Annotated in this window: 18 protein-coding genes; 10 read left to right on the top strand and 8 right to left on the bottom strand. The window is 40.3% G+C overall.

Annotation, left to right across the window (positions count from 1 at the left end; genetic code table 11):
• Positions 1-38 precede the first annotated feature (38 nt).
• Together fmdA and A7P54_RS01570 are read left to right on the top strand one after the other, a co-directional pair.
• Positions 39-1,214, top strand: coding sequence for a formamidase (gene fmdA / locus A7P54_RS01575; protein ID WP_004652821.1), 1,176 nt, complete (start codon positions 39-41; stop codon positions 1,212-1,214).
• Between the two features lie 43 nt (positions 1,215-1,257).
• Entirely contained in the window at positions 1,258-1,554 is a 297-nt protein-coding gene (locus tag A7P54_RS01570) for an FmdB family zinc ribbon protein (RefSeq protein ID WP_171548448.1), read from the top strand.
• A 73-nt stretch (positions 1,555-1,627) separates the two neighbouring features.
• Here the strand turns inward: A7P54_RS01570 and A7P54_RS01565 are convergent, their stop codons facing one another.
• From A7P54_RS01565 to A7P54_RS01555, 3 genes are all read right to left on the bottom strand, one after another.
• Positions 1,628-2,170 (bottom strand): gamma carbonic anhydrase family protein, encoded by a 543-nt coding sequence (locus A7P54_RS01565; protein WP_005202610.1) that lies wholly within the window; start codon positions 2,168-2,170, stop codon positions 1,628-1,630.
• Positions 2,171-2,262: 92 nt separating this feature from the next.
• Positions 2,263-3,411, bottom strand: a complete 1,149-nt coding sequence (dacC, locus tag A7P54_RS01560; RefSeq protein WP_004808276.1) for a D-alanyl-D-alanine carboxypeptidase PBP5/6 — start codon at positions 3,409-3,411, stop codon at positions 2,263-2,265.
• A 127-nt stretch (positions 3,412-3,538) separates the two neighbouring features.
• Entirely contained in the window at positions 3,539-3,940 is a 402-nt protein-coding gene (locus A7P54_RS01555) for a hypothetical protein (RefSeq protein ID WP_004808275.1), read from the bottom strand.
• Positions 3,941-4,269: 329 nt separating this feature from the next.
• On the opposite strand from A7P54_RS01555, the gene A7P54_RS01550 reads away from it, so the two are divergent.
• Positions 4,270-4,632: a hypothetical protein gene (locus tag A7P54_RS01550; RefSeq protein WP_171548447.1), complete on the top strand. Its 363-nt coding sequence runs from the start codon at positions 4,270-4,272 to the stop codon at positions 4,630-4,632.
• Positions 4,633-4,730: 98 nt separating this feature from the next.
• On the opposite strand, the gene A7P54_RS01545 is transcribed toward A7P54_RS01550, so the two are convergent.
• Complete coding sequence (locus A7P54_RS01545) at positions 4,731-5,105, bottom strand: hypothetical protein (protein ID WP_004808273.1); 375 nt, start codon at positions 5,103-5,105, stop codon at positions 4,731-4,733.
• Positions 5,106-5,442: 337 nt separating this feature from the next.
• Between A7P54_RS01545 and surE the strand changes: the two genes are divergently transcribed.
• The 3 genes from surE (at position 5,443) to A7P54_RS01530 (ending at position 8,224) form a co-directional block, all read left to right on the top strand.
• Positions 5,443-6,213, top strand: coding sequence for a 5'/3'-nucleotidase SurE (gene surE / locus A7P54_RS01540; protein ID WP_005202622.1), 771 nt, complete (start codon positions 5,443-5,445; stop codon positions 6,211-6,213).
• Between the two features lie 119 nt (positions 6,214-6,332).
• Positions 6,333-7,157, top strand: a complete 825-nt coding sequence (locus A7P54_RS01535; protein WP_004808269.1) for a peptidoglycan DD-metalloendopeptidase family protein — start codon at positions 6,333-6,335, stop codon at positions 7,155-7,157.
• Positions 7,158-7,294: 137 nt separating this feature from the next.
• Positions 7,295-8,224: a LysR family transcriptional regulator gene (locus A7P54_RS01530; RefSeq protein WP_004808267.1), complete on the top strand. Its 930-nt coding sequence runs from the start codon at positions 7,295-7,297 to the stop codon at positions 8,222-8,224.
• Positions 8,225-8,269: 45 nt separating this feature from the next.
• Here the strand turns inward: A7P54_RS01530 and A7P54_RS01525 are convergent, their stop codons facing one another.
• The gene (locus A7P54_RS01525; RefSeq protein WP_171548446.1) at positions 8,270-10,900 is read right to left on the bottom strand and encodes an AAA family ATPase; all 2,631 of its coding nucleotides are present in this window, start codon (positions 10,898-10,900) and stop codon (positions 8,270-8,272) included.
• A 186-nt stretch (positions 10,901-11,086) separates the two neighbouring features.
• Between A7P54_RS01525 and A7P54_RS01520 the strand changes: the two genes are divergently transcribed.
• The 4 genes from A7P54_RS01520 to rpmE all read left to right on the top strand — a co-directional run bounded on the left by A7P54_RS01520 (position 11,087) and on the right by rpmE (position 15,194).
• Positions 11,087-13,261 carry an MFS transporter gene (locus tag A7P54_RS01520; protein ID WP_171548445.1) on the top strand — a complete coding sequence of 725 codons (2,175 nt, stop codon included), beginning with the start codon at positions 11,087-11,089 and terminating at the stop codon, positions 13,259-13,261.
• Positions 13,262-13,263: 2 nt separating this feature from the next.
• A complete protein-coding gene (gene gloA, locus A7P54_RS01515) occupies positions 13,264-13,665 on the top strand; it encodes a lactoylglutathione lyase (protein ID WP_004808260.1) in 402 nt (133 codons plus the stop codon).
• Positions 13,666-13,801: 136 nt separating this feature from the next.
• The gene (locus A7P54_RS01510; RefSeq protein WP_171548444.1) at positions 13,802-14,770 is read left to right on the top strand and encodes a bile acid:sodium symporter family protein; all 969 of its coding nucleotides are present in this window, start codon (positions 13,802-13,804) and stop codon (positions 14,768-14,770) included.
• A gap of 199 nt (positions 14,771-14,969) precedes the next feature.
• A complete protein-coding gene (gene rpmE / locus A7P54_RS01505; protein WP_004808257.1) occupies positions 14,970-15,194 on the top strand; it encodes a 50S ribosomal protein L31 in 225 nt (74 codons plus the stop codon).
• A gap of 87 nt (positions 15,195-15,281) precedes the next feature.
• Here rpmE and A7P54_RS01500 read toward each other — a convergent pair whose 3' ends face one another.
• From A7P54_RS01500 to epmB, 3 genes are read right to left on the bottom strand one after another with little or no spacing between them, the layout of a single operon-like run.
• The gene (locus A7P54_RS01500; RefSeq protein WP_171548443.1) at positions 15,282-17,372 is read right to left on the bottom strand and encodes an EAL domain-containing protein; all 2,091 of its coding nucleotides are present in this window, start codon (positions 17,370-17,372) and stop codon (positions 15,282-15,284) included.
• Positions 17,354-19,108 (bottom strand): hypothetical protein, encoded by a 1,755-nt coding sequence (locus A7P54_RS01495; protein WP_005202631.1) that lies wholly within the window; start codon positions 19,106-19,108, stop codon positions 17,354-17,356. Before A7P54_RS01495 ends, A7P54_RS01500 begins: the two co-directional genes overlap by 19 nt.
• A 13-nt stretch (positions 19,109-19,121) precedes the next feature.
• Positions 19,122-20,138, bottom strand: coding sequence for an EF-P beta-lysylation protein EpmB (gene epmB, locus A7P54_RS01490; protein WP_171548442.1), 1,017 nt, complete (start codon positions 20,136-20,138; stop codon positions 19,122-19,124).
• Positions 20,139-20,351: the final 213 nt, after the last annotated feature.

The following is a 20,351-nucleotide window of genomic DNA, read 5'->3' as shown; positions in this document are numbered from 1 at the left end:
GAATTAGGCTCATATACAGCACACGGAGTCAAAGTATTATGCAACATATTAAAATTAAACCTGGTGTCGCTTTAGCAGAACAAGCAGAGATTGGTCATAATCGCTGGCATCCAGATATTCCATTTTTAACATCGGTGAAACCAGGGGAAGAAATTCTCATTGAAAGCCTAGATTTCTTAGATGCACAAATTAAAGATACCGATGATGTGTCTGATGTAAAACATGTAGATCTCACTCGAGCGCATCCACTGACAGGCCCTTTTTATGTTGAGGGTGCTGAGCCGGGGGATTTATTGGTGATTGATCTTTTAGATATTCAACCGATCTCAGCAGTTGGTTTTTCAGGTGTATTTGCGAAAGAAAATGGCGGTGGCTTTTTAGCGGATTATTTCCCAGAAGCGGATAAGGCAATTTGGGATTTAAAAGGATTATTTGCAACGTCACGTCATATCCCTGGTGTTCGTATTGCTGGCTTAAAACATCCAGGATTAATGGGGACGCTTCCTTCACATGAGCTTTTAAAAGAGTGGAATCGTAGAGAGGCCTTATTGGTACCTAAGGGGCAGGCAAATCCACCTGATCCAAGAACTGCGGTGTTACGAGGTGTGACTGGGGCAGAGTTTGATCGGATGGCAGTTGAAGCGGCTCGTACAGTGCCGCCGCGTGAACATGGTGGTAATACCGACATTAAAGATCTAGCGGCAGGTAGTCGTATCTATTTTCCTGTGTATCAGAAAGGTGCTGGCTTCTCGATGGGTGATCTACACTTCTCACAAGGTGATGGCGAAATCGGATTCTGTGGTGCGATTGAAATGGATGGGGTAACGCGTGTTGGTTTTGACCTGATTAAAGGTGGTATGGAAAAATATAATATTGATTCACCGATCTTTGTTCCAAGCAATGTCAGACCTAATTACGATCAGTGGCTAACCTTTGAAGGCATCAGCGTAGAAAATGGGGTTAATCATTATCTGGATGCTACGGTTGCCTATCGTCAGGCCTGTTTAAAGGCGATTAAATATCTTGAGAATTTTGGATTTACGGGATCTCAGGCCTATATGTTGCTGACCGCTGCACCTGTTGAAGGGCGTATCGGTGGCATTGTGGATATTCCAAACTGTGCTTGCACAATTTCTTTACCAACCTCGATCTTTGAGAAGAATATTTTGCCGCAAGGTGCCTTAAATGAGAATAAGTTTTGGGGACATCGTTAGTCTTGGATGAGTGCAAGATTGATCGTTAAAGAAGGATTTTAAGATGCCACTGTATGATTTTAGATGTGAACATTGTGAAGGGATTTTTGAGCAGAGTGTCCCAATGGTCAGTATTGCAAGGGATAACACATCTTGCCCGTATTGCCAGCAATCTATGTTATTAAAACCGATGATAACAGGGCATCAAAAGATCTCAGTCAAAAATAAATGGCGACCCTCATCGAGTGCCGAGCAACTGGCAGGGCCCTTGGTTGGAGGGCCTGGGACCAGCAAAAAAAGTGCTCGGACATCGGTGTTGCATAACTGCCGAGGTGTGAATTGTTCTTTATGTGAGCTTTAATATCTCACTACTCTTAGTGTTTAAGACACATATTTAATCAGCATTTAACACCTGTTATATGCTGATTTTAAAATTACTTCTCTTGATCTAAATAATTATTCTTCACTTTCACATAATGACGTGCTGAATAAGGAAGGAATTCCATTTCTTTTTCGGTCAACGCACGAACTTGCTGTACTGGGCTCCCGACATAAAGATAGCCACTTTTTAAGACTTTGCGTGGCGGCACCAGACTACTTGCACCAATCATCACATCATCTTCAATAACAACATCATCTAACACCACGGTATTAATCCCGATCAAGACACGATTACCAATGGTGCATCCATGTAAAGTCACATGATGCCCAACAGTTACATCTTCTCCAATGACCAGCGGAGAACCATTCGGTTTAGATTGATTTTTGTGGCTGACATGCAACATACAGTGATCTTGCACATTGCTGTTTTTGCCGATTTGAATCGAATTTACATCACCACGAATCACAGCAAAAGGCCAGACGGAAACATTCTCTGCTAATTTGACATCACCAACTACAACTGACATCTCATCTACATAGCAGCTTGAATCAACGTCAGGTTTTTGGTCTAAATAAGGACGGATGTTCTTTGGCATAATGGCTTTCGATCGGAAAATTTAAAGGAATTATAAAATAAAAAAGCATCCATGCCCAAGAGCATGAATGCTTAATCGTACTCTTCTAAAATTTAGAATAAGTTACTGAAGAACATTTTGATATGGTCAATCATACGTGCAAAGAAGCTAGCTTCTTCAACAGGTTTTAATGCAACCAGTGGTTTTTCAGCAATCACTTTGCCATCAAGACTCGCGACTAATTTACCAACTACTTGACCTTTGGCTAAAGGTGCATTCAGTTTTGGTTGAACCACAAGCTGAGTTTTAATCTTGTCTGCTTGGCCTTTAGGCATGGTCACATTGAAGTTTTCAGCTAAGCCAATTTGAACTTCGTCTTGTTTACCAAACCATACTTTTGCTTTTGCAAGAACTTGGTTAGCAGGTTGAACGTTTGCAGTTTCAAAGTTTGCAAAGCCCCAAGCCAATAATGTACGTGTTTGGCTGGCACGTTCATTCATGCTTGGTGTACCAAAGATCACCGAGATCAAACGCATTGGACCGCGTTTACTTGACGTGGTTAAGCAGAAACCTGCTTCATTGGTATGACCTGTTTTTAAACCATCAACACTTGGATCTGTATAAAGAAGGGCATTACGATTGCCTTGCTTAATCCCGTTGAAAGTAAATTCTTTTTCAGAATAAATTGGGTAGTATTTAGAGCTATCTTTGATAATGTGCTGAGCAAGAATCGCCATATCTTTTGCAGTTGAGTAATGACCATCAGCTGGCATACCTGTTGAGTTGATGAAATGCGTATTCACCATACCCACACGTTTTGCTTCTTGGTTCATCATGTGGGCAAAAGTACCTTCATTGCCCGCAATGTGTTCGGCCATTGCTTTAGATGCATCATTACCTGACTGGATAATAATACCACGTAGCATTTCTAAAACTGTTGCCGTGCCATTTAAAGGAACGTACATACATGATTCAGAACTGCTACCACGACACCACGCAGATTCATTCATGCGTACTTGTTCGTTTTCAGTCAATTCACCCTTTAAAAGTTTCTGCTCAATGATGTAGCTTGTCATCATTTTTGTCATTGAAGCAGGTGCAAGTTTTTCATCTTCGTTTTTAGCAGCGAGAATCTGTCCAGTCTCGTAATCCATCAATACATAAGATTTATTATTTAATTCTGGTGGAGCAGATAGGACAGTTGCTGCATATGAAAAGCTTGGCAAAAGGAGTAATGCAGCAAGAGCGCTTTTTTGAGTCATTCTAGGTGGTTCCAATATCTTGTATGAAGCAGACGAGCTTAGCATTTTAGGACAAAGCAAAGCCGACTTCTACGGGGGAAGTCGGCTTTTTCATACAGTATTGTAACCTGAAGCTTAATTGGTCGGATTATTTCGAGTAATAATTACGAACATCATCGCATATCTGGCGATTATCATCATCAGAAGCTGCTTTTGCATCAGCACGTGCTTCTTTTAATGCCTCTTGGTAGTCTTTGCCTTTGACGCGTTTATTGAGGGTTTCAACGGCATTCGCTTCATTGTTTAAATAAGCTTTAACGAGGTTGTCGTAGGCTTTATTAAATTTTAAATCTTTGCCAATTAAACTTGGACAAATTTCAGAAAGAACATAGATTGCAGCAAGTTCTTGCTTAGTCACACTATCAGACATAGGCGTGACTTCAATCTTTTCAGGTTCTGACTTTTTTTCAGCTGCAAATGCTGTTGGCGCAAGCGCACTTGAGGCGATGAGGAATGATAAACCTAGTGTTTTAAAAACATTTTTCTTCATAACAAATCAAACTCAAAAACAAGACTTAAAGAATTTGAACAACTTATAGCACAAAAGCATGTTAAAAAATGTATGTTTGCTGTAGGAAGCATGGAGAAAATGTGGGTATAGATATAATGTAGTAATCTTTTTGAGGTTTGATGAGCCATGTTTTGACATGCTTGCTTGTACATGGTTTGCTTTAAAAGTAGGCGATTTAAGATGAGTTTATCTTAATAGGATTGCGATGAGCATGGAAGAAGCTGTTACGCCACAGGATGATAGGCACGCAAAGTAAATAAAAAAATGCGAGAGAAAATAAGAAGTCTGTAGATAACAGGAGTAATAAGATGAAAGCAAAATTCACAGGCGGTGTTGATATTGCACTTAAACTTCCACCGCATCAATTCGAAGCTACCGTTGAGTTTTATCGTGATGTGATTGGCCTTAAACAAATTACAGATAAGTTGCCTGATATAGGCTTTGAACTTGGACCCGTTAAATTATGGATCGCTGCGGCACCTGAGATGAGTCAAGCTGAGCTTTGGCTTGAATTGTTTACCGATAATTTCTCAGAAGCTGCTGAATATTTGGAAGCGGCGGGTGTAATTCGTTGTGATGCAATTGAACCCTTAGCAGAGGGCTTTCGAGGAGGGTGGATTACTAGTCCAGCCAATATTATTCATATGGTTCGTGAATCGGATGCTTGGTAAGTATTATTCGAGCAATATCAGAACTTTTATCAATTAGATACAGCGAAGTGGTTTTAACTCATTCAATCGTTAAAACCACATCAGATTTCTAGAAGTGATTAACCTTCAAAATTAATTACTTCATCACATACTGATTTTTGTTCAGCTTTATCCACTTCTGATGCTGCTTCACGAGCATCTTTTAGCAAAGTTTTAAATTCAGCATCTTTCTGTAAGCTATCCAAAGAAGCAGATTTATCAGAATAATTACTTAAATATGAACCCATCATTTTTTTGATATTTTGGTCAAATTTAGCATTTTTACCAATCAAGTTCGGGCACATTTCAACCAGCACTTGTGCATTGGCGATATCATCTTTAATTAATGCATCTGCTTCTTTTACAGAAACCGCTTCATCAGCAAAAACAGTAGGTGCTGCTAAAAGTGTGAAACTCACCCCAAAAATTCGGATAAAATTAGATAAATGTCTCATGGCTGTATAAATTTCTAATACTATGAAGACCTAAATATATATAATTCAAGGAATAATTCAATTGGAAAAACTGTTGAGTAAGCTGAGGTCAGTTGACAGTTCAACGATGTTGATGGCATGGGGCGTATTCAGTTTATCTTCTCAACTTTGTTGAACGTTCAAATCAATTTGTGTCAGGTTCTTCGCGCACAGTTTATTAGAATTGTCTCTAATTTGAGGATGAAACTTGACAAGGGCAGTGTCATTGCCTAGGTTTCATGCCTGATTTAAATTATGTTGGCCTAAACACAGGGAGTGGCTGAAATACCAGTTATCCCCAAATAGAGAATAGATTCCAGTGAATATCTTAATAGCAAATGATGATGGTGTGTTTGCACCTGGGCTACAAGCTTTAGCGCAAGCATTAAAACCTTTGGGCCGCGTTGTGGTGGTTGCGCCAGAAAGTGAGCGCAGCGGTTATTCTAGTGCTTTAACACTTGATCGCCCTTTACGACCAATACAAATTTCTGAAGATGTGTGGGCAGTCAATGGAACACCTGCGGACTGTGTTTATTTATCCATGAATGGGCTGTTCGATTTTGAATTTGATCTTGTCGTGAGTGGCATCAATAGTGGTGCAAATCTTGGCGATGATGTTTTATATTCAGGTACGGTGGGTGCAGCTTTTGAAGGGCGCTTGATGAAACATCCTGCGATTGCCGTTTCTTTAGCTGGATCAAATGTACGTTCTTATGAACACCCACAACATTATGCAGTGGCAGCGCAGTGGGTTCATGATTTTATTGCGAAAGGGCTCCCTGTTTTGCCACCACGTCATATCTTTAATATTAACATTCCAGATATTGAACAGCTTAAGGGCGCACAGGTAACCTATCAGGGGCGACGTGCTCAATCCAAGCCGATTAGTAGTCATGTTGATCCGCGTGGTCGTCAGGTGTATTGGATTGGGTTGGCAGGAGAGGCGATTACCGATCCACAAGCGGTATCCAGTGATATTCAGTCCGATTTCTTTGCGGTTTCGAACGGTTATGTCAGCATTACTCCAATCCAGATGGATGCAACCAACTATGCTGTGCTTGAAAATTTGCATGCTCATGTAAATGGTTAGCCGTATGAATGTTATAACTTTGTGAATATAGAAAGTGAGAACTCGTTTTTTCTCACTTTTTTGGTACTCTTAGGCGCAAATGTAATAATGAATTAAGGTTTTTTTCGATGAGGGCGAAGATGCACTTAAACCATGTCTCGGTTTTTCTATCACAGAAAACGATTAAAACAATCGTTTTGTCTATGGCGGTTGCAACAGTGGCAGTTATGACGGGTTGTGCATCTAAACCGCAAGTAAATGGTGGCGCGCGTTATGTGCAAGCACCAAATTATTATACGGTTCGCTCTGGCGATACCTTAAGCGCGATTTCAAATCGTTATGGCTTGAACTACTTAGATGTTGCAGCTTTGAATGGTATTGCGCCGCCGTACCGTATTTATGTCAATCAATCTCTACGTTTAAAAGGTTCTGTCGCACAACGTACAACCTCTACGCAAGCAATGACACAGACCGCACCAATTCAACGTCAAAGCATTAATTTACCGACTCAGCAACCTGTGGCTCCAAAAACACAGCCTGTGATCCCAAGACCAGTGGTTCCAGCAGTGCCTGTTAATCCATCTACGACCTTAGCATCAAGTCTACGTTGGGTGAAGCCATCGAATGGACCAATTATTCAAAGCTATAATATGGCGAGTAATGTAAAAGGAACGCGTTACGGTGGTAATGAAGGGGATCCAATCTTCGCAGCAGCAAATGGGCAAGTTGTCTATGCCGCAGATGGTTTAAAAGAGTACGGTAATCTTGTTTTAGTCAAACATATCGATGGTTATATCACGGCTTATGCGCATAACAGCAAAATGTTAGTCAAGAGTGGCGATACCGTGACTGCGGGGCAAAAAATTGCAGAAATGGGTTCATCGGGCGCTTCACGTGTCATGATGGAGTTCCAAGTCCGCTTAGACGGAAAACCTGTGAATCCAGTCACAGTTTTACCAAATTAACCTTAAGATTATTAACAATATTTCAATTATTTATTAATAATCCTCTAGTGCGTAAATAGACTTCCTTGTATACTGAAATGAGATTGCTTTCATTAGAACAATAAGCATATTAATAAATTAAGGTAAGAGGGAAGTCTATGCTAGATCAATTGCGTGCAATGGGGGTGTTCGCCTGTGTTGTGGAAAAAAGCTCTTTTAGTGGTGCAGCAAGAGACTTAGGAATTACAACCAGCGCAGTCAGTCAACAAATCCGTTCTTTAGAACAAGAAATGGATGTTACGTTACTCCATCGCTCAACTCGAAAACTCAGTCTCACTGAAGCAGGACAAGCATTCTTTTTAAGTTGCCAAGAAATGTTAGCTGCGGCTGAACGTGGCAAAATCAGAATCAATGAATTACGGGATGATCTGGTCGGAGATTTACGTATTGCAACTACACCAGAGTTGGGGGCACTACATGTTATTCCTGCACTTTCGCATTGGATGTCAGCGCATAAAGGTTTGGCCATCCATTTTGAAGCGGATCACCGCTATATAGATTTAATCGAAGAACGTATTGATATTGCGATTCGTATGAGTCTGAAAGTTGATGATCATCAATTAGCAGCTGTACCTTTGGCTCGTGTAGATCAGGTACTGGTTGCTTCACCAAGTTATCTCAATCAAGCTCAGCCGATTACACGTCCAGAAGATTTACGTCACCATGAATTACTTCCAATCACGTTAATGCAAGGCTATCAACATTTTGCATTCCGTCATGGCACCAGTGGTGAAGTCGTCAATGTGGATATGAAATCACGTTTAGGGACTAATAATGTCTTTGTCGCAAAATCACTATGCCAACAAGGGCATGGCGTCGCACGTATTTTGTATATGGATATTCAAAAAGAATTGATTAATGGTTCTTTAGTTGAGGTATTACCAGATTGGCAATTGCCAGCGTATACCTTGCATGCTTTAACCTCTAAGCGTGAACAATACCCAATGAAAGTACATCGTTGTATCGATGCGCTGAAGCAATATTTTGCTCAACTTCCTGGTGGGCGTTCCTTACAGGGCGTAGCCTAATAAAAAAAGCCATGTTCCGTCAGGAACGTGGCTTTTTCTTTAGCTCTATTTTCGTTTCTTTTTGCTGAGTGGTTTTAAGCTCTTTGCTTCAACCGCCGTTTCTTCAGAAGTTTTCGCCGTAACTTCATCCTTCTTGGTTTTTTTTCGCTTCTTCTTTTTCTTTGGCTCCTCGTCTTCAACGGCTTCGCCATCCTCAATCGCTTGCCAATATTCAAGTTGCTCCATCACTGCAGCATAGATCGAGTTTTTGCTATAGCGACCCTTTTTATCAAGGGTTCCGACTGGACGTGCCATTAAGATTTCTAAAGCTTGGTCAATGGTATCAATCGCATGAACATGGAATTGTCCTGCTTGGACAGCATCGCTTACATCCTGACGTAACATCAAGTGCTGCATATTTTGACGTGGGATGATGACACCTTGTTTACCAGTTAAGCCTTGCAATTTACAAGCGTCATAGAAGCCTTCAATTTTGGCATTGACACCACCAATTGGCTGTACTTGACCCAACTGGTTCATCGAGCCTGTGATTGCCCAAGACTGATCAATTGGAATTTGGCAGATCGCAGAGATAAGCGCTGAAAGTTCTGCAACCGTAGCACTATCACCATCGACTTGCCCATAGCTCTGTTCAAACGCTAATGCAGCAGAGAAGTGTAAAATTTGCTCACGACCAAAATGAGCTTTTAAGAAGCTCGACATCAGTAAGACGCCTTTGGCATGCAGTGAACCACCGAGTTCTACACTACGCTCAATATCGAGGATATCACCGCCACCTTGATACACAGATGCGGTCAGACGAGAAGGTAGACCAAACTCAACATCAGCATAGTGAATCACAGAGAGGGCATTGATCTGACCAAGACGATGTCCTGAAGTCTCAATCAGCTGTGTTCCACGAGACAGGTCTTGCCAATACAATTCACGTAAATAGCCTAAGCGGTATTGACGATGATGTAAGGCCTGATTAACGTGCTGATCAGTGACGATCTTGTCATCCGCTTTAAAAGCATGATGATGCGCTTCACGAATTAAATCACCCAGCGTTGAGGCATGGAGTGATAGTGAACTTTGATCTTCGGCTTGCCGACTTGAATCGGTCAGTAAAGCTGCGAGCGCAGAGCGATCAAATGGAAGCAGCTTGTCAGCTTGCACATAGTCGGCAATCAACTGCATATAGGCCTGCTCATTACTGTCATTACGTTGTAATGTATCGGTAAAGTCAGCACGGATTTTAAAGACACTGCCTAGCTCTGGCTCAACTTCCAGAATTTCATAATAAATTTCAGGTTCAGCCAATAAAATGACTTTAATATCAAGCGGAACTGAAGCTGGCTCAATTGAAATACTGCCCGTTAAGGTCAGCATGTGTTCGAGTGATGAGAGCTTAAGTTGGCCTGATTTTAAGGCGCGCTTTAAACCTTGCCATGCATATGGCTGCTCAAGCAATTGTTCAGCTTCAAGCATGAGAAAGCCGCCATTGGCTTGATGCAACGAGCCAGGACGAATCAAAGTGAAGTCAGTCGTGATCGTACCATTATGTGTGAGCTGCTCAACGTGACCCAATAAGTTGTAATGGGTTGGAAAGTCTTCAAAAATAACGGGTGCACCGCTATTCGGTTTATTGGCAACAATCACATTGGCTTGATAACGTGATGGGACACGATTAAATAAGGCAGGGGTAAAGTCATCTTCTTCTTGCTCTAAAATCAGCTCAACATTATCAATAATGTCTTCAGCATAGTGTTTTAGAAACGAATCTAAGCCTTTCACCTCTTTATTTTTATTTAAGATGGACTCAATGCGTGGCATGACCACTTGCGTCGCAATATCTCGATTGAGGCTCGAAACTTGATCGCGTGCATCATCTTCTAAATCACCTAGATGTAAACCTAAGCGCTCTAGCTTTTTCTCCATATAACGAATATTCGAATTAATTTCTGTGCGTTCTTTGGTTGGGAGCGCATTGAGCTCATTCTGCGTTAATTCATGATATTCATCATTTCGTAACTGCATTGCTATAAAGACATGTTTGTCATTGCGAGAAACTAATTTTAAATCGAGTTCTTCGCCTTCTTTAGTGAGTTCAACCAAAGCTTGTTGTTGTACATCTCCAGTATCTTGACGAATACGCTCAATACGGTTGTGATAGCTTTCTGCACTAAAACGGCGTTCCAATTGTTTCAAAATGATCTGCCATGCTTGTTGCAATGTATTTTGAAATTTGGTGCCTTGTCCTGCAGGAAAGTGCAGCGCGATTGGTTGTCTTGGATTTTTGAAATTGTTTACATAGACCCAATCATTTGGTGTCGGCATGGTTTTGGCGTGTTGCTGCAGCAAACGCTTAATCATGGTACGTTTACCCAATCCGGCCGTGCCAACAGCAAAAATATTATAGCCTGAGTAGGGTAATGAAATACCTGCTTCAACAGAGGCACGTGCGCGATCTTGCCCTAAAAAATTATTGAGCGGCTTGATGCGTTTGGTCGAACTTGGTATTTCAGCTAGGTCTGGAATATGAGTGAGTTGGTCTGCACGTAGTGCGGTTTTAATCAGTGTTGCTTGTATGTCCGTCTGCTCAAATGCGCTTGGTAAAGAGTTTATATTTGCGGTGATAGTGTTTGTTGGTGTTAATGATAAAGTTGTTGCAGTCATTTGATCGAGTTTTTGGGTCACTGTTGCTATCCAACAAATAAACTAAAGTTGAGTAATTAAAGGTATACAGTTTTAGCCCTAAAGATCAAGCGAACTTGTGTTTTTTATCGACAAAACAAAAGAATGATTGCATAAAGCAACTTGCAAGCAAGGGCAAGAAACGATTGAATAAGCACATTCACGCATGTTCATGGAAAATAATAACCAATGACAACTCAAGCCTCTGGTTGGGCATCGGCATTTAAAGCATTTTTAGATCGCCGTGCTCTGATTATGTTATTTCTTGGTTTCTCCGCAGGGATTCCAATTTTATTGATTTTTTCTAGCTTGTCGTTATGGCTAGGTGAGGCTGGTATTGATAAAAGTGCGGTCACTTTTTTTAGTTGGGCCGCCTTGGGTTATTCCTTTAAATTTGTTTGGGCACCGTTAATTGATGAATTACCCGTCCCATTTTTAACCAAGAGTTTAGGACGTCGCCGTGCTTGGTTGCTTATTGCACAATGTTTAATTATCTGTGCAATTTGTATTATGGCTTTTTCAGATCCTGCGCTTGGTCAAAGCTATTTAATCCAAATGGCATTTGGTGCAGTATTACTGGGCTTCTCAGCTGCAACACAAGATATTGTGATTGACGCTTACCGTATTGAGTTAGCTGAAACTGAAATGCAAACTGTGTTGGCTTCAACATACAATGCGGGCTATCGTATTGGGATGATTGTTGCTGGTGCAGGAGCGTTATTCCTAGCAGCCTATTTGGGAACGGCCAAAGGTAATTATATCTACGAAGCTTGGAAATATACCTATTTAACCATGGCCGCAGTGATGGTGGTGGGTATTATCACCACCTTATGTGTTCGTGAACCGCAAGTGAATCGCGTTTATAAGCATTATAAAACCACGGATTATTACCGTTTGGTGTTTGTGTTTTTTATCGCGGTTGCAACTTTTGTGGTGAGCTATATTTATTCAGGTAACGTTACTGAAGCCATTGCCAAGGTAGCAGCAATTAAAGACACCGCTGCATTATTTGGTTTAGAAGCGCTGCGCTTTTTAACTGCAACCGCAACTGCCTTATTGATCGGTTTTGGGCTGGTTAAAATGGGTGTGGTCAATCAGCAAATGGCGAAAGAAACATGGGTTGCCCCGATTCTGGATTTCTTTAAGCGCTATGGCGTTAAACTGGCATTGGTTTTATTACTGTTAATTGGTTTCTTTCGTATCTCTGACATTATTGCAGGGGTGATTTCAAATGTGTTCTATCAAGATCTAAACTTTAGTAAAGAGCAGATTGCTGAAGCAGTCAAAATTTATGGTGTAATATTTAGTTTGGTCGGTGGCTTCTTAGGTGGCCTGTTGGCGCAACGTATGAACATTATGAAACTCATGTTCGTTGGTGCGGTATTGGCAAGCTCAACCAATTTGATCTTTATCGGTTTAGTTAAATCTGGCAAGCCATTGGATCAGGTTGAAGTCCAAGTGGGCACTCAGCATTATCAAGTTCAAACTGACGAGGTGGGATATTGGAAGTTACAAGTCCCAAATGAAGTCTTAGCTAAAGCAAATACGGTTCAGGTCAGTACTCAATATCAAAACCAAGCAGACTCTAAGACCCAGTTTGAAGTTCCTTATTTGGTGAATGCCCAACACGCCCAGATTCAATTGCTACCGATGAGTGGTGATGATCAACTCACGCCGAAAGAGTTAAAACAAAGTCTGGTAATCAAAGGTCAGTTAGCCGGTGTAAAAGCTGAGCAACTCAATGCAGAACGTCCTGTCGTTTTAACATTAGATGGGCAGGAATTTGTAGCGAAAGTTGATCAAAATGGCTTATTCACAGGTGTGATTGATGGCAAAATTTTGCAAGCATCACCGACCAAGACCATTACGGCTTTGGCTAATTTAACCAACAATACGGGCAGTGAATTGTTGGCAACCAGACAATATCGCGTCGATACGGCATCTCATGCAGAGACGGATTTAAATGTGGATATTCAACCGATTACTGTGGTTGATCCAGCTCAATCAGGTATGGTTGAATTGTCTGGTAAGGTGATTAAAAGTTATAGCTCGTTATGGTTATATTTTGCCATTATTGTCGATAATTTAGCCTCAGGTTTAGCTGGTGCGGCATTTATTGCCTTTTTATCGAGTTTAACCAGCGTATCATTTACCGCAGTTCAATATGCGATTTTCAGTTCATTAATGACTTTAACACCAAAATTATTGGGTGGTTATTCAGGAACGATTGTCAGCAATATTGGTTATCCGAATTTCTTTTTAATGACGACTTTAATTGGTATTCCAATTTTAGTTTTAGTGGTATGGGTTGCGAAACTGTTACGCGATCATGAAAACCAAACAACTCAACAGACAGGTGAATAACTATGCGTATGTTACATACGATGCTACGAGTAGGTAATTTAGAACAATCTTTGAAGTTCTACACTGAGGTACTTGGTATGAAATTGCTACGCCAACGTGATTATGAAGAAGGGCGTTTTACCTTGGCTTTTGTTGGCTACGGTGATGAAGAAAACAACACCGTGCTTGAGCTCACGCATAACTGGGACACAGCCAGCTATGATTTAGGTAATGCTTATGGTCATATCGCCATTGGTGTAGATGATGCTTATAAAGCATGTGAAGAAATCAAAGCGCGTGGTGGTAAAGTTGTGCGTGAAGCGGGTCCAATGAAAGGTGGTGTTACGGTGATTGCCTTTGTTGAAGATCCAGATGGTTATAAAGTTGAATTGATTCAACAGGATCAAAACGCACGTAATAATTAATCTTTGGTCTATTGAGTCCAAGATTTCTAATCTAAAGCCCTAGCTTTATTTATATAGCCCAGTATGATGATGCGATCAAATGATCAACAACATCATATTGGGCTTTTTAGTTTTAGTGAGTAGATAGGGATAAGTTATGTTGAAGCAACTGGCAGTGGACCGCTTTACAATATTATTAATCACAATGGTAGTACTAGCGACTTTTTTACCAGTCTCAGGTCAGATTGCACATTATTTTAATATTTTAACCACGGTCGCAATTGCAGTGCTGTTCTTTTTACATGGTGCTAAGTTATCACGTGAAGCTGTGGTTGAAGGGATGCTGCATTGGAAAATGCATGCTTTGGTGTTTGCTTTTACGTTTGTGATTTTTCCTGCGATTGGATTGCTGGCTAAACCTGTGTTGGAACCTCTACTGGGGCAGCAGTTGTATTGGGGTTTCTTATTTATGTGCTTTTTGCCATCAACAGTACAATCCTCTATTGCATTTACTTCGATGGCTAAGGGTAATGTGGCAGCCGCTGTATGTAGCGCATCCTTCTCCAATATTATCGGGATGTTTATTACCCCGATTTTGGTGAGCTATTTTATTTTGGGACAAAGCCAACATGGTTTTGATCCGACCACATCAATTATTCAAATCACCTTGTTGCTACTGGTACCTTTTATTTTAGGGCAATTATTACGTCCTTATGTTTTTCCATATATGGTCAAAGTCCCTAGTATCGTCAAAGCGTTTGATCAGGGATCGATCTTAATGGTGGTTTATGGGGCATTCAGTAGTGCTGTAGTGGCAGGTTTATGGCATCAGGTCAGTGGTTTAACCTTGTTGTATCTGGTACTTGCATGTTCGGTATTATTGACTCTCGTGATGTTGCTTGCGTTGTATGTACCCAAGTGGTTGGGTTTTAATCATGCTGATCAAGTGACGATCTTCTTTTGTAGCTCGAAGAAAACCTTAGCGAGCGGTGTACCCATGGCTCAAATCCTGTTCATCGGGCAGCCTTTAGGTATGATCGTACTGCCAATTATGATTTTCCATCAAATTCAGTTGATGGTTTGTGGGATGATTGCGAATCGTTGGTCAAAATCAAATCAGGAATAGTTCGCAAAATTTAATTTTTTGGCGTATAATCTTCGGCACTTGTTGGCTTTGCTCTGACCTTTAGAGTCTCGGTGAGTCAAAAGAAATGGTCTGTTGTGGTGTTGATCTGCAAGTGTGAAAACACTTTGCTTTCCTCAAATTGAGAGTGATCAATTGCGATAACAGCTTAAGCCTTTCTTACTAAATAGGAGCATCGACCATGCGCGCCGATATTCACCCTAAATATGAAAACTTAGTTGCTACTTGTTCATGTGGTAACGTAATCGAAACTCGTTCTGCTCTTGGTAAAGAAACAATTTACCTTGACGTATGTTCAGCTTGCCACCCATTCTATACTGGTAAACAAAAGAATGTGGACACTGGCGGTCGTATCGACAAATTCAAACAACGTTTCTCTGGTATGTCACGTTCTGTCAAACGTTAATATCAAGAATGAAAAAACGGGCGATATGCCCGTTTTTTTGTGCCTATATTTTATCGATAATGTATATAGACAGTGATGTACAAGACCTTATTGGTCTTGTACATCGGTTAAGCGATCAAGCTTTTTCTGAAAGTAGTTCCCTTGTAAGAAGCGTGCTTCAACATTCCACGCATTGGCAAACAGGTTCATGTCATTAAGTTCCATCAAGAAAATTTCCACAGGTTTTTGGCCAATAAAATGCAGGATTTTTTCTTGTAAGTTTGCCATGTCTTTTTCAGAGGCAAGCATTTTGGTCAATTTGCCATGTAGACTCAAATATTGAGCATCAATCTGTTGCAGCATCGAGTCACTATAAAGTGAATCACCGAAACCTCGGATCGAAACTTCAGCACCATGTTGACGCAACAAGGCAATTTGTGGCTGTGCTTGCGACAGGTTCTGTTGCAGTGCTTGTTCAGAAAATTGCAGAATTAATGGGTGTGCTTGTTTACTGCCAATAATAGTGAGTAATTTTGCAACTAACTCTGGGAGTTTTTGATCATTCAATAACACATGATGATTGAGGTTTACAATCAGCTTGGCTTTTGGATATTGAGTGATGAAGTTATGTAATTGCTTACAGGCCTCAACAAGAATCCAGCGGTCTAGTTGAACTGATAATTCAACATCATCTTTAAGATCGGCTAGATCACTTAAGTCTTGCCATTGATTGTTATAGATAAAGCCGCCAGAAACCTCATAAGTATGTGTATGCTGATCTTGTTTATCATAAAGCTGTTGATATTTAAGATGAATATCACCGATATCCAGTTTCTGTTTTAGTTCTTGTAACAAGCTTAACTGGACTTTTGTTGGAATGTGCTCGGTTGTTATACCAATATCAGTATCAATTTTTGGACTATTGAATACTGGTAAAGCCGCAGTGAATGCTTTACTTAGGACTTGCTCAAAAACCGCTTCATCTGGAATGGCTTGTGCAAGTTCGCAATAACCTAATTTAAGATGCAAAGGGAAGGTATGTTGAGTAGTCGCTAAAAGTTGTGGTTTCTGCAAGCTATTTAAACCGATCAGCAGTGAATTCAAAACATTTTTGGATTCAGCTTGAAACAATGCAACGTAGAGTGTGTTATCAACTTGATAAACAGGAACACTGACTTGTTCTTTGATAAAGTTTTGGATGTTGGCAAAATAAGCTTTAGTGCTTCGCCAATCACTTTGGAAAACCTCATTTGGACAACTGCTCAAGCTAAACAGCACAACTGCATTGGCATTGGCCGGATGATTGGTCAGCTGTCGATTAATCTGTTGTAATGCACTATTTAAACTTGATACTTTTTCAGATGGAATGACGGCTGCCGGTGCTGTTACGGCCTGAGATGATGTTCCACATTCAATATTGAGTTGAATTTCCTCTTCATTGCCTGAAGGTAAAAACTCAAGATGTAATGGGTTGTTCTTCACAGTTGCATTTTGAGTACGCAGCTCAAAACGTCCTTGCTCGAACTGACCTTGAGAAATCTTTTTAAAGCGCAGTTTAAATTGTGCTAAATCTTCAGGTTGTAATACATCGAGGATCGGTAAGCCAATCAGTTCATCTTCACTCGCAAATCCAAATAGGTTGGCATATTCAGTATTGGCACTGATATGAATCCCTTCTTGTAAAATCGCAACAGCTTTATGCGTCTCGGCCACTAAGGATTGAGCTTGCGTTTGTGCTGCTTCAAGCTCATTGAGCAAGCGGTGTTCAGCTTGAACCAGACGACTATAAGACAATGCACGGATCATGCTAATATAGAACGTTTCAGGTATTTTAAGATTCAAAACATCATAGATGCCTTTGTGAATATAGGTCTGATATTGATCATGGTTATAGTCATCAGGTTCCAGTAACAACACAGGCAAGCTTGGCTGCGATGAAGCTTGAATCAAGGATAGAGTTTGTTCGATTTTTAAGTCATAAGCACGACCAAAAATCACAATATCCCAGGGTAAATTTAACTGTTTTTCAAATGTTTTAAGATCATCTAATAAGGTGGCATGAATTTGATGATCTTGCGCCTTAAAGATCGCAGCAATTTGATTATAACGAAGTTGATTGTCGTCAATAATTAGTAAACGGGTTTCTGTCCGTTTGAGTTTCTTAGACAGTAAAGAATTTCTCACTTTAATGCTTCCCATAAATCTTGATCAATTGTGTCCATATTTTTTTGTGCCATATATTTTTGAAGAACCGGAAGTTCCTCATCATTTAGCAGTTCAAATTCAAATTGAACAAAACTCTGGGTAATTAATTGTGCGTTTAATAAATACACCTTGACTTCCTCTTTCCCCAATCTTAAATGAACAGCTTGATGTTCTCTAAAAATTTGTGAACCTGGTAAAATTAAAGTTGTTTTTGTTTCATCCAGATTTTGGTTTTTTAATAAAAGTGTTGGATGATAATTACTGATATGTCGATCAGCCTGTATGCGAACAGCACAAGGGAAGATTTCTTGTGCTAATACTTCTAAACCGAGTTCTAGACTTTTCTCGCTTGATTGTTTGAGCCAACGAATTACGCCTCCACGCCAATGCCCATGTGATGTTTCTTTGACTAAAATATATTCGCCAGTTCTTAGATTCTTTGGTGCTTCTCCAGACCACTTAATACGATAACCATTGACACTGATATCTAGAATATCGGCTTGATAAACGGCTTTACTTTCACGACTTAAACGTTGAATCGCAGACTCTTGGTTGTCAGAAGCACTTTTTTTATCCCAAGCAGACATAAACTTCGATTCATTTTGTAGACCATAACTGTGGTCTAGCAATAAGGTCTCTGCGAAATTCTTGGCTTTGGAGAGATAGAAGTGCGCAGTCAGTAAACCAAAACAAATATGTAGTTGCGCTGAGTATTCATAACGCTCATGACGGCGTTCTGCTGTTGTACCTAAAATAGTTTGCACATGAAATTTCAGTGCTGGGGTTAAATAGATTTTTTCATTTTTAGAAATATATTCTGCATTTTTATGCAGCGTTGCTGTGACATGATCCAATAAACTATGTGTGCTGATAAAGATGTTTGGGTTGAAACCAGAACTTTGTTTTTTATTATAAATAGGTGGATGGTCTTTGCTGGTATCTACGACATACTTGGTTAAATCAGTTTCTTTAGCCAAGATTTGAACCATTTTTGCCCAGTCAAAGCTACACTGAAACAGAGCTTGTATTTCAGATTGACGAATTTGATTGGTATTAAAAATATCCATCAAGATCAGCTGAGCATAGGCCTGAGTAATATTGGTAATTGAACTTGGCTTACCCTGAGACTGATCTAAGTTGGTATGCTGATACTTATGTGTCACTGCTGCATCATAGAGCTGATGTGCAATTAACCATTGTCCAGCAACTGGTTCGCTATACAACATATGTTGCTGATAGAGAAGTTGGGTTAATTGCTGTAGCGATTGAAAGGTGGCTAAGGTTCTTGCTGTTTGCAGATTTTTCTTTTGATTCAGCGCGAAAATTGAAAACTTTTGCTGATCAAGCTGATCATTACTGCGACGCACAATATTGATATAGATTGCAGCAAAGTAGCAACGCAATAACATTGCCAGTTCAATGATATGTTCATTACGATCTGAGCTAATCACGCCCTGATTGAAAAAGTTCTTTTCCAGACTTCCCAAAACATTTTCAATGGTTGGGTGCAAAACCTGAACTAAGTCAAAACGTAAAGTTTCAGAACATTCTAATTCACTCAGCTCTAACAGAGCTGCAAACAGTGCTTTGGAGGTATCACCCAACTGCATAATAGATAGATTTGAAATCCATTCATTGAGACTTTTAGAATTGGTATCACAAAAGCTCAGTTTGTCCCGTCTTAAGACTGTTGGAATTTGAAAAATATCCGAAAAAGCATTATTCATCATTGTGTTATCAATCTCAGAATGTTTGAACCCCAAAAAGCGGTGTTTTATTTTTTTCGCCCGCAATTTCCCTGACGAGTTTCGGGACGAGATATCCGGGTAAACTCGCTAATACATCACTGTATATCTGATCTATCTCTGAAGATCTTAAATCAAAATGCTGAGCACCTTTAACTTTATCCAAAACATGAAGGTAATAGGGCATTACTCGTGCTTCAAATAAACGGTTACTCAATGCATTTAAAGTTTCTGCAGAATCATTCACACCTTTGAGCAAAACTGCCTGATTTAGGACGGTTATATGCTGGAATGACAACTGTAGCAACTTCGAGCAAGTGAAATCATCGAGTTCAGCTGCGTGATTTGAGTGTACCACTACTACAATACGTAGCCTACTGTTTTTTAATATAGAAATCAGCTCTTCATCAATACGATTCGGGATCACAATCGGAACCCGTGAATGAATTCTCAATATCTTAATCTGAGGGAGAGATGCGACTCGTTCTAGCCACAACGAAATTTTTCGATTGTTTAGCGTAAGGGGGTCACCACCACTCAAGATCACTTCATTGATTTGTGGGTTTTGCTCAATATACTGTTTGATATTCAACCAATCGTCATTTTTAGGCAGATTTTCTTGATACGGAAAATGACGACGGAAACAGTAGCGACAGTGAATCGCACATGCACCTGTTAAGGTCAGCAAAAAACGTGATTGATATTTATGTAAAACCCCCGCCATTTGATTTGCGGCTTCTTCGCCTAAAGGATCCGTCACAAACTCAGGATGTTCTTCCAGTTCGAGATGATGGGGTAAGACTTGCAGTAGCAGAGGGTCAAGCGGATCGCCAACGGTCATTTTTCCGACGAATGCACGTGGCACGCGCAATTTAAACTGTTCAGAGGCGAGGATTGCCCCTGATAATAGTTGATCGGTAGATAACTCAAGCAGATTTAACAGCTCTAAAGGATCAGTAATTAGGTCACTGAGTTGTGATTGCCAGTTTTGCTCTTGATGTAAATAGTTTATCATGCCATACGTAAAAATAGTGTTAGCCGCAGCTGTGTGCTTAGTCTAGCATTGGGGCTTGTTTAACGTTCATATATGAATTGCATTATCGGTTAAAATTTAATCATGCGAGGCGTGAAACGCAGGGAATGGCTATTCCCTTGCCAAGTTTCATAACGAAGTATGAGGAAATTTTAGCCATAACCCTACGGGACAGGGAGATTTTTTGTAGCTACT

Source organism: Acinetobacter sp. Ac_3412, from assembly GCF_013072675.1.
Taxonomy (GTDB): Bacteria; Pseudomonadota; Gammaproteobacteria; order Pseudomonadales; family Moraxellaceae; genus Acinetobacter; species Acinetobacter higginsii.
The sequence above is the reverse complement of the archived record's forward strand: the minus strand, read 5'-3'. Positions and strand labels throughout refer to the sequence as shown.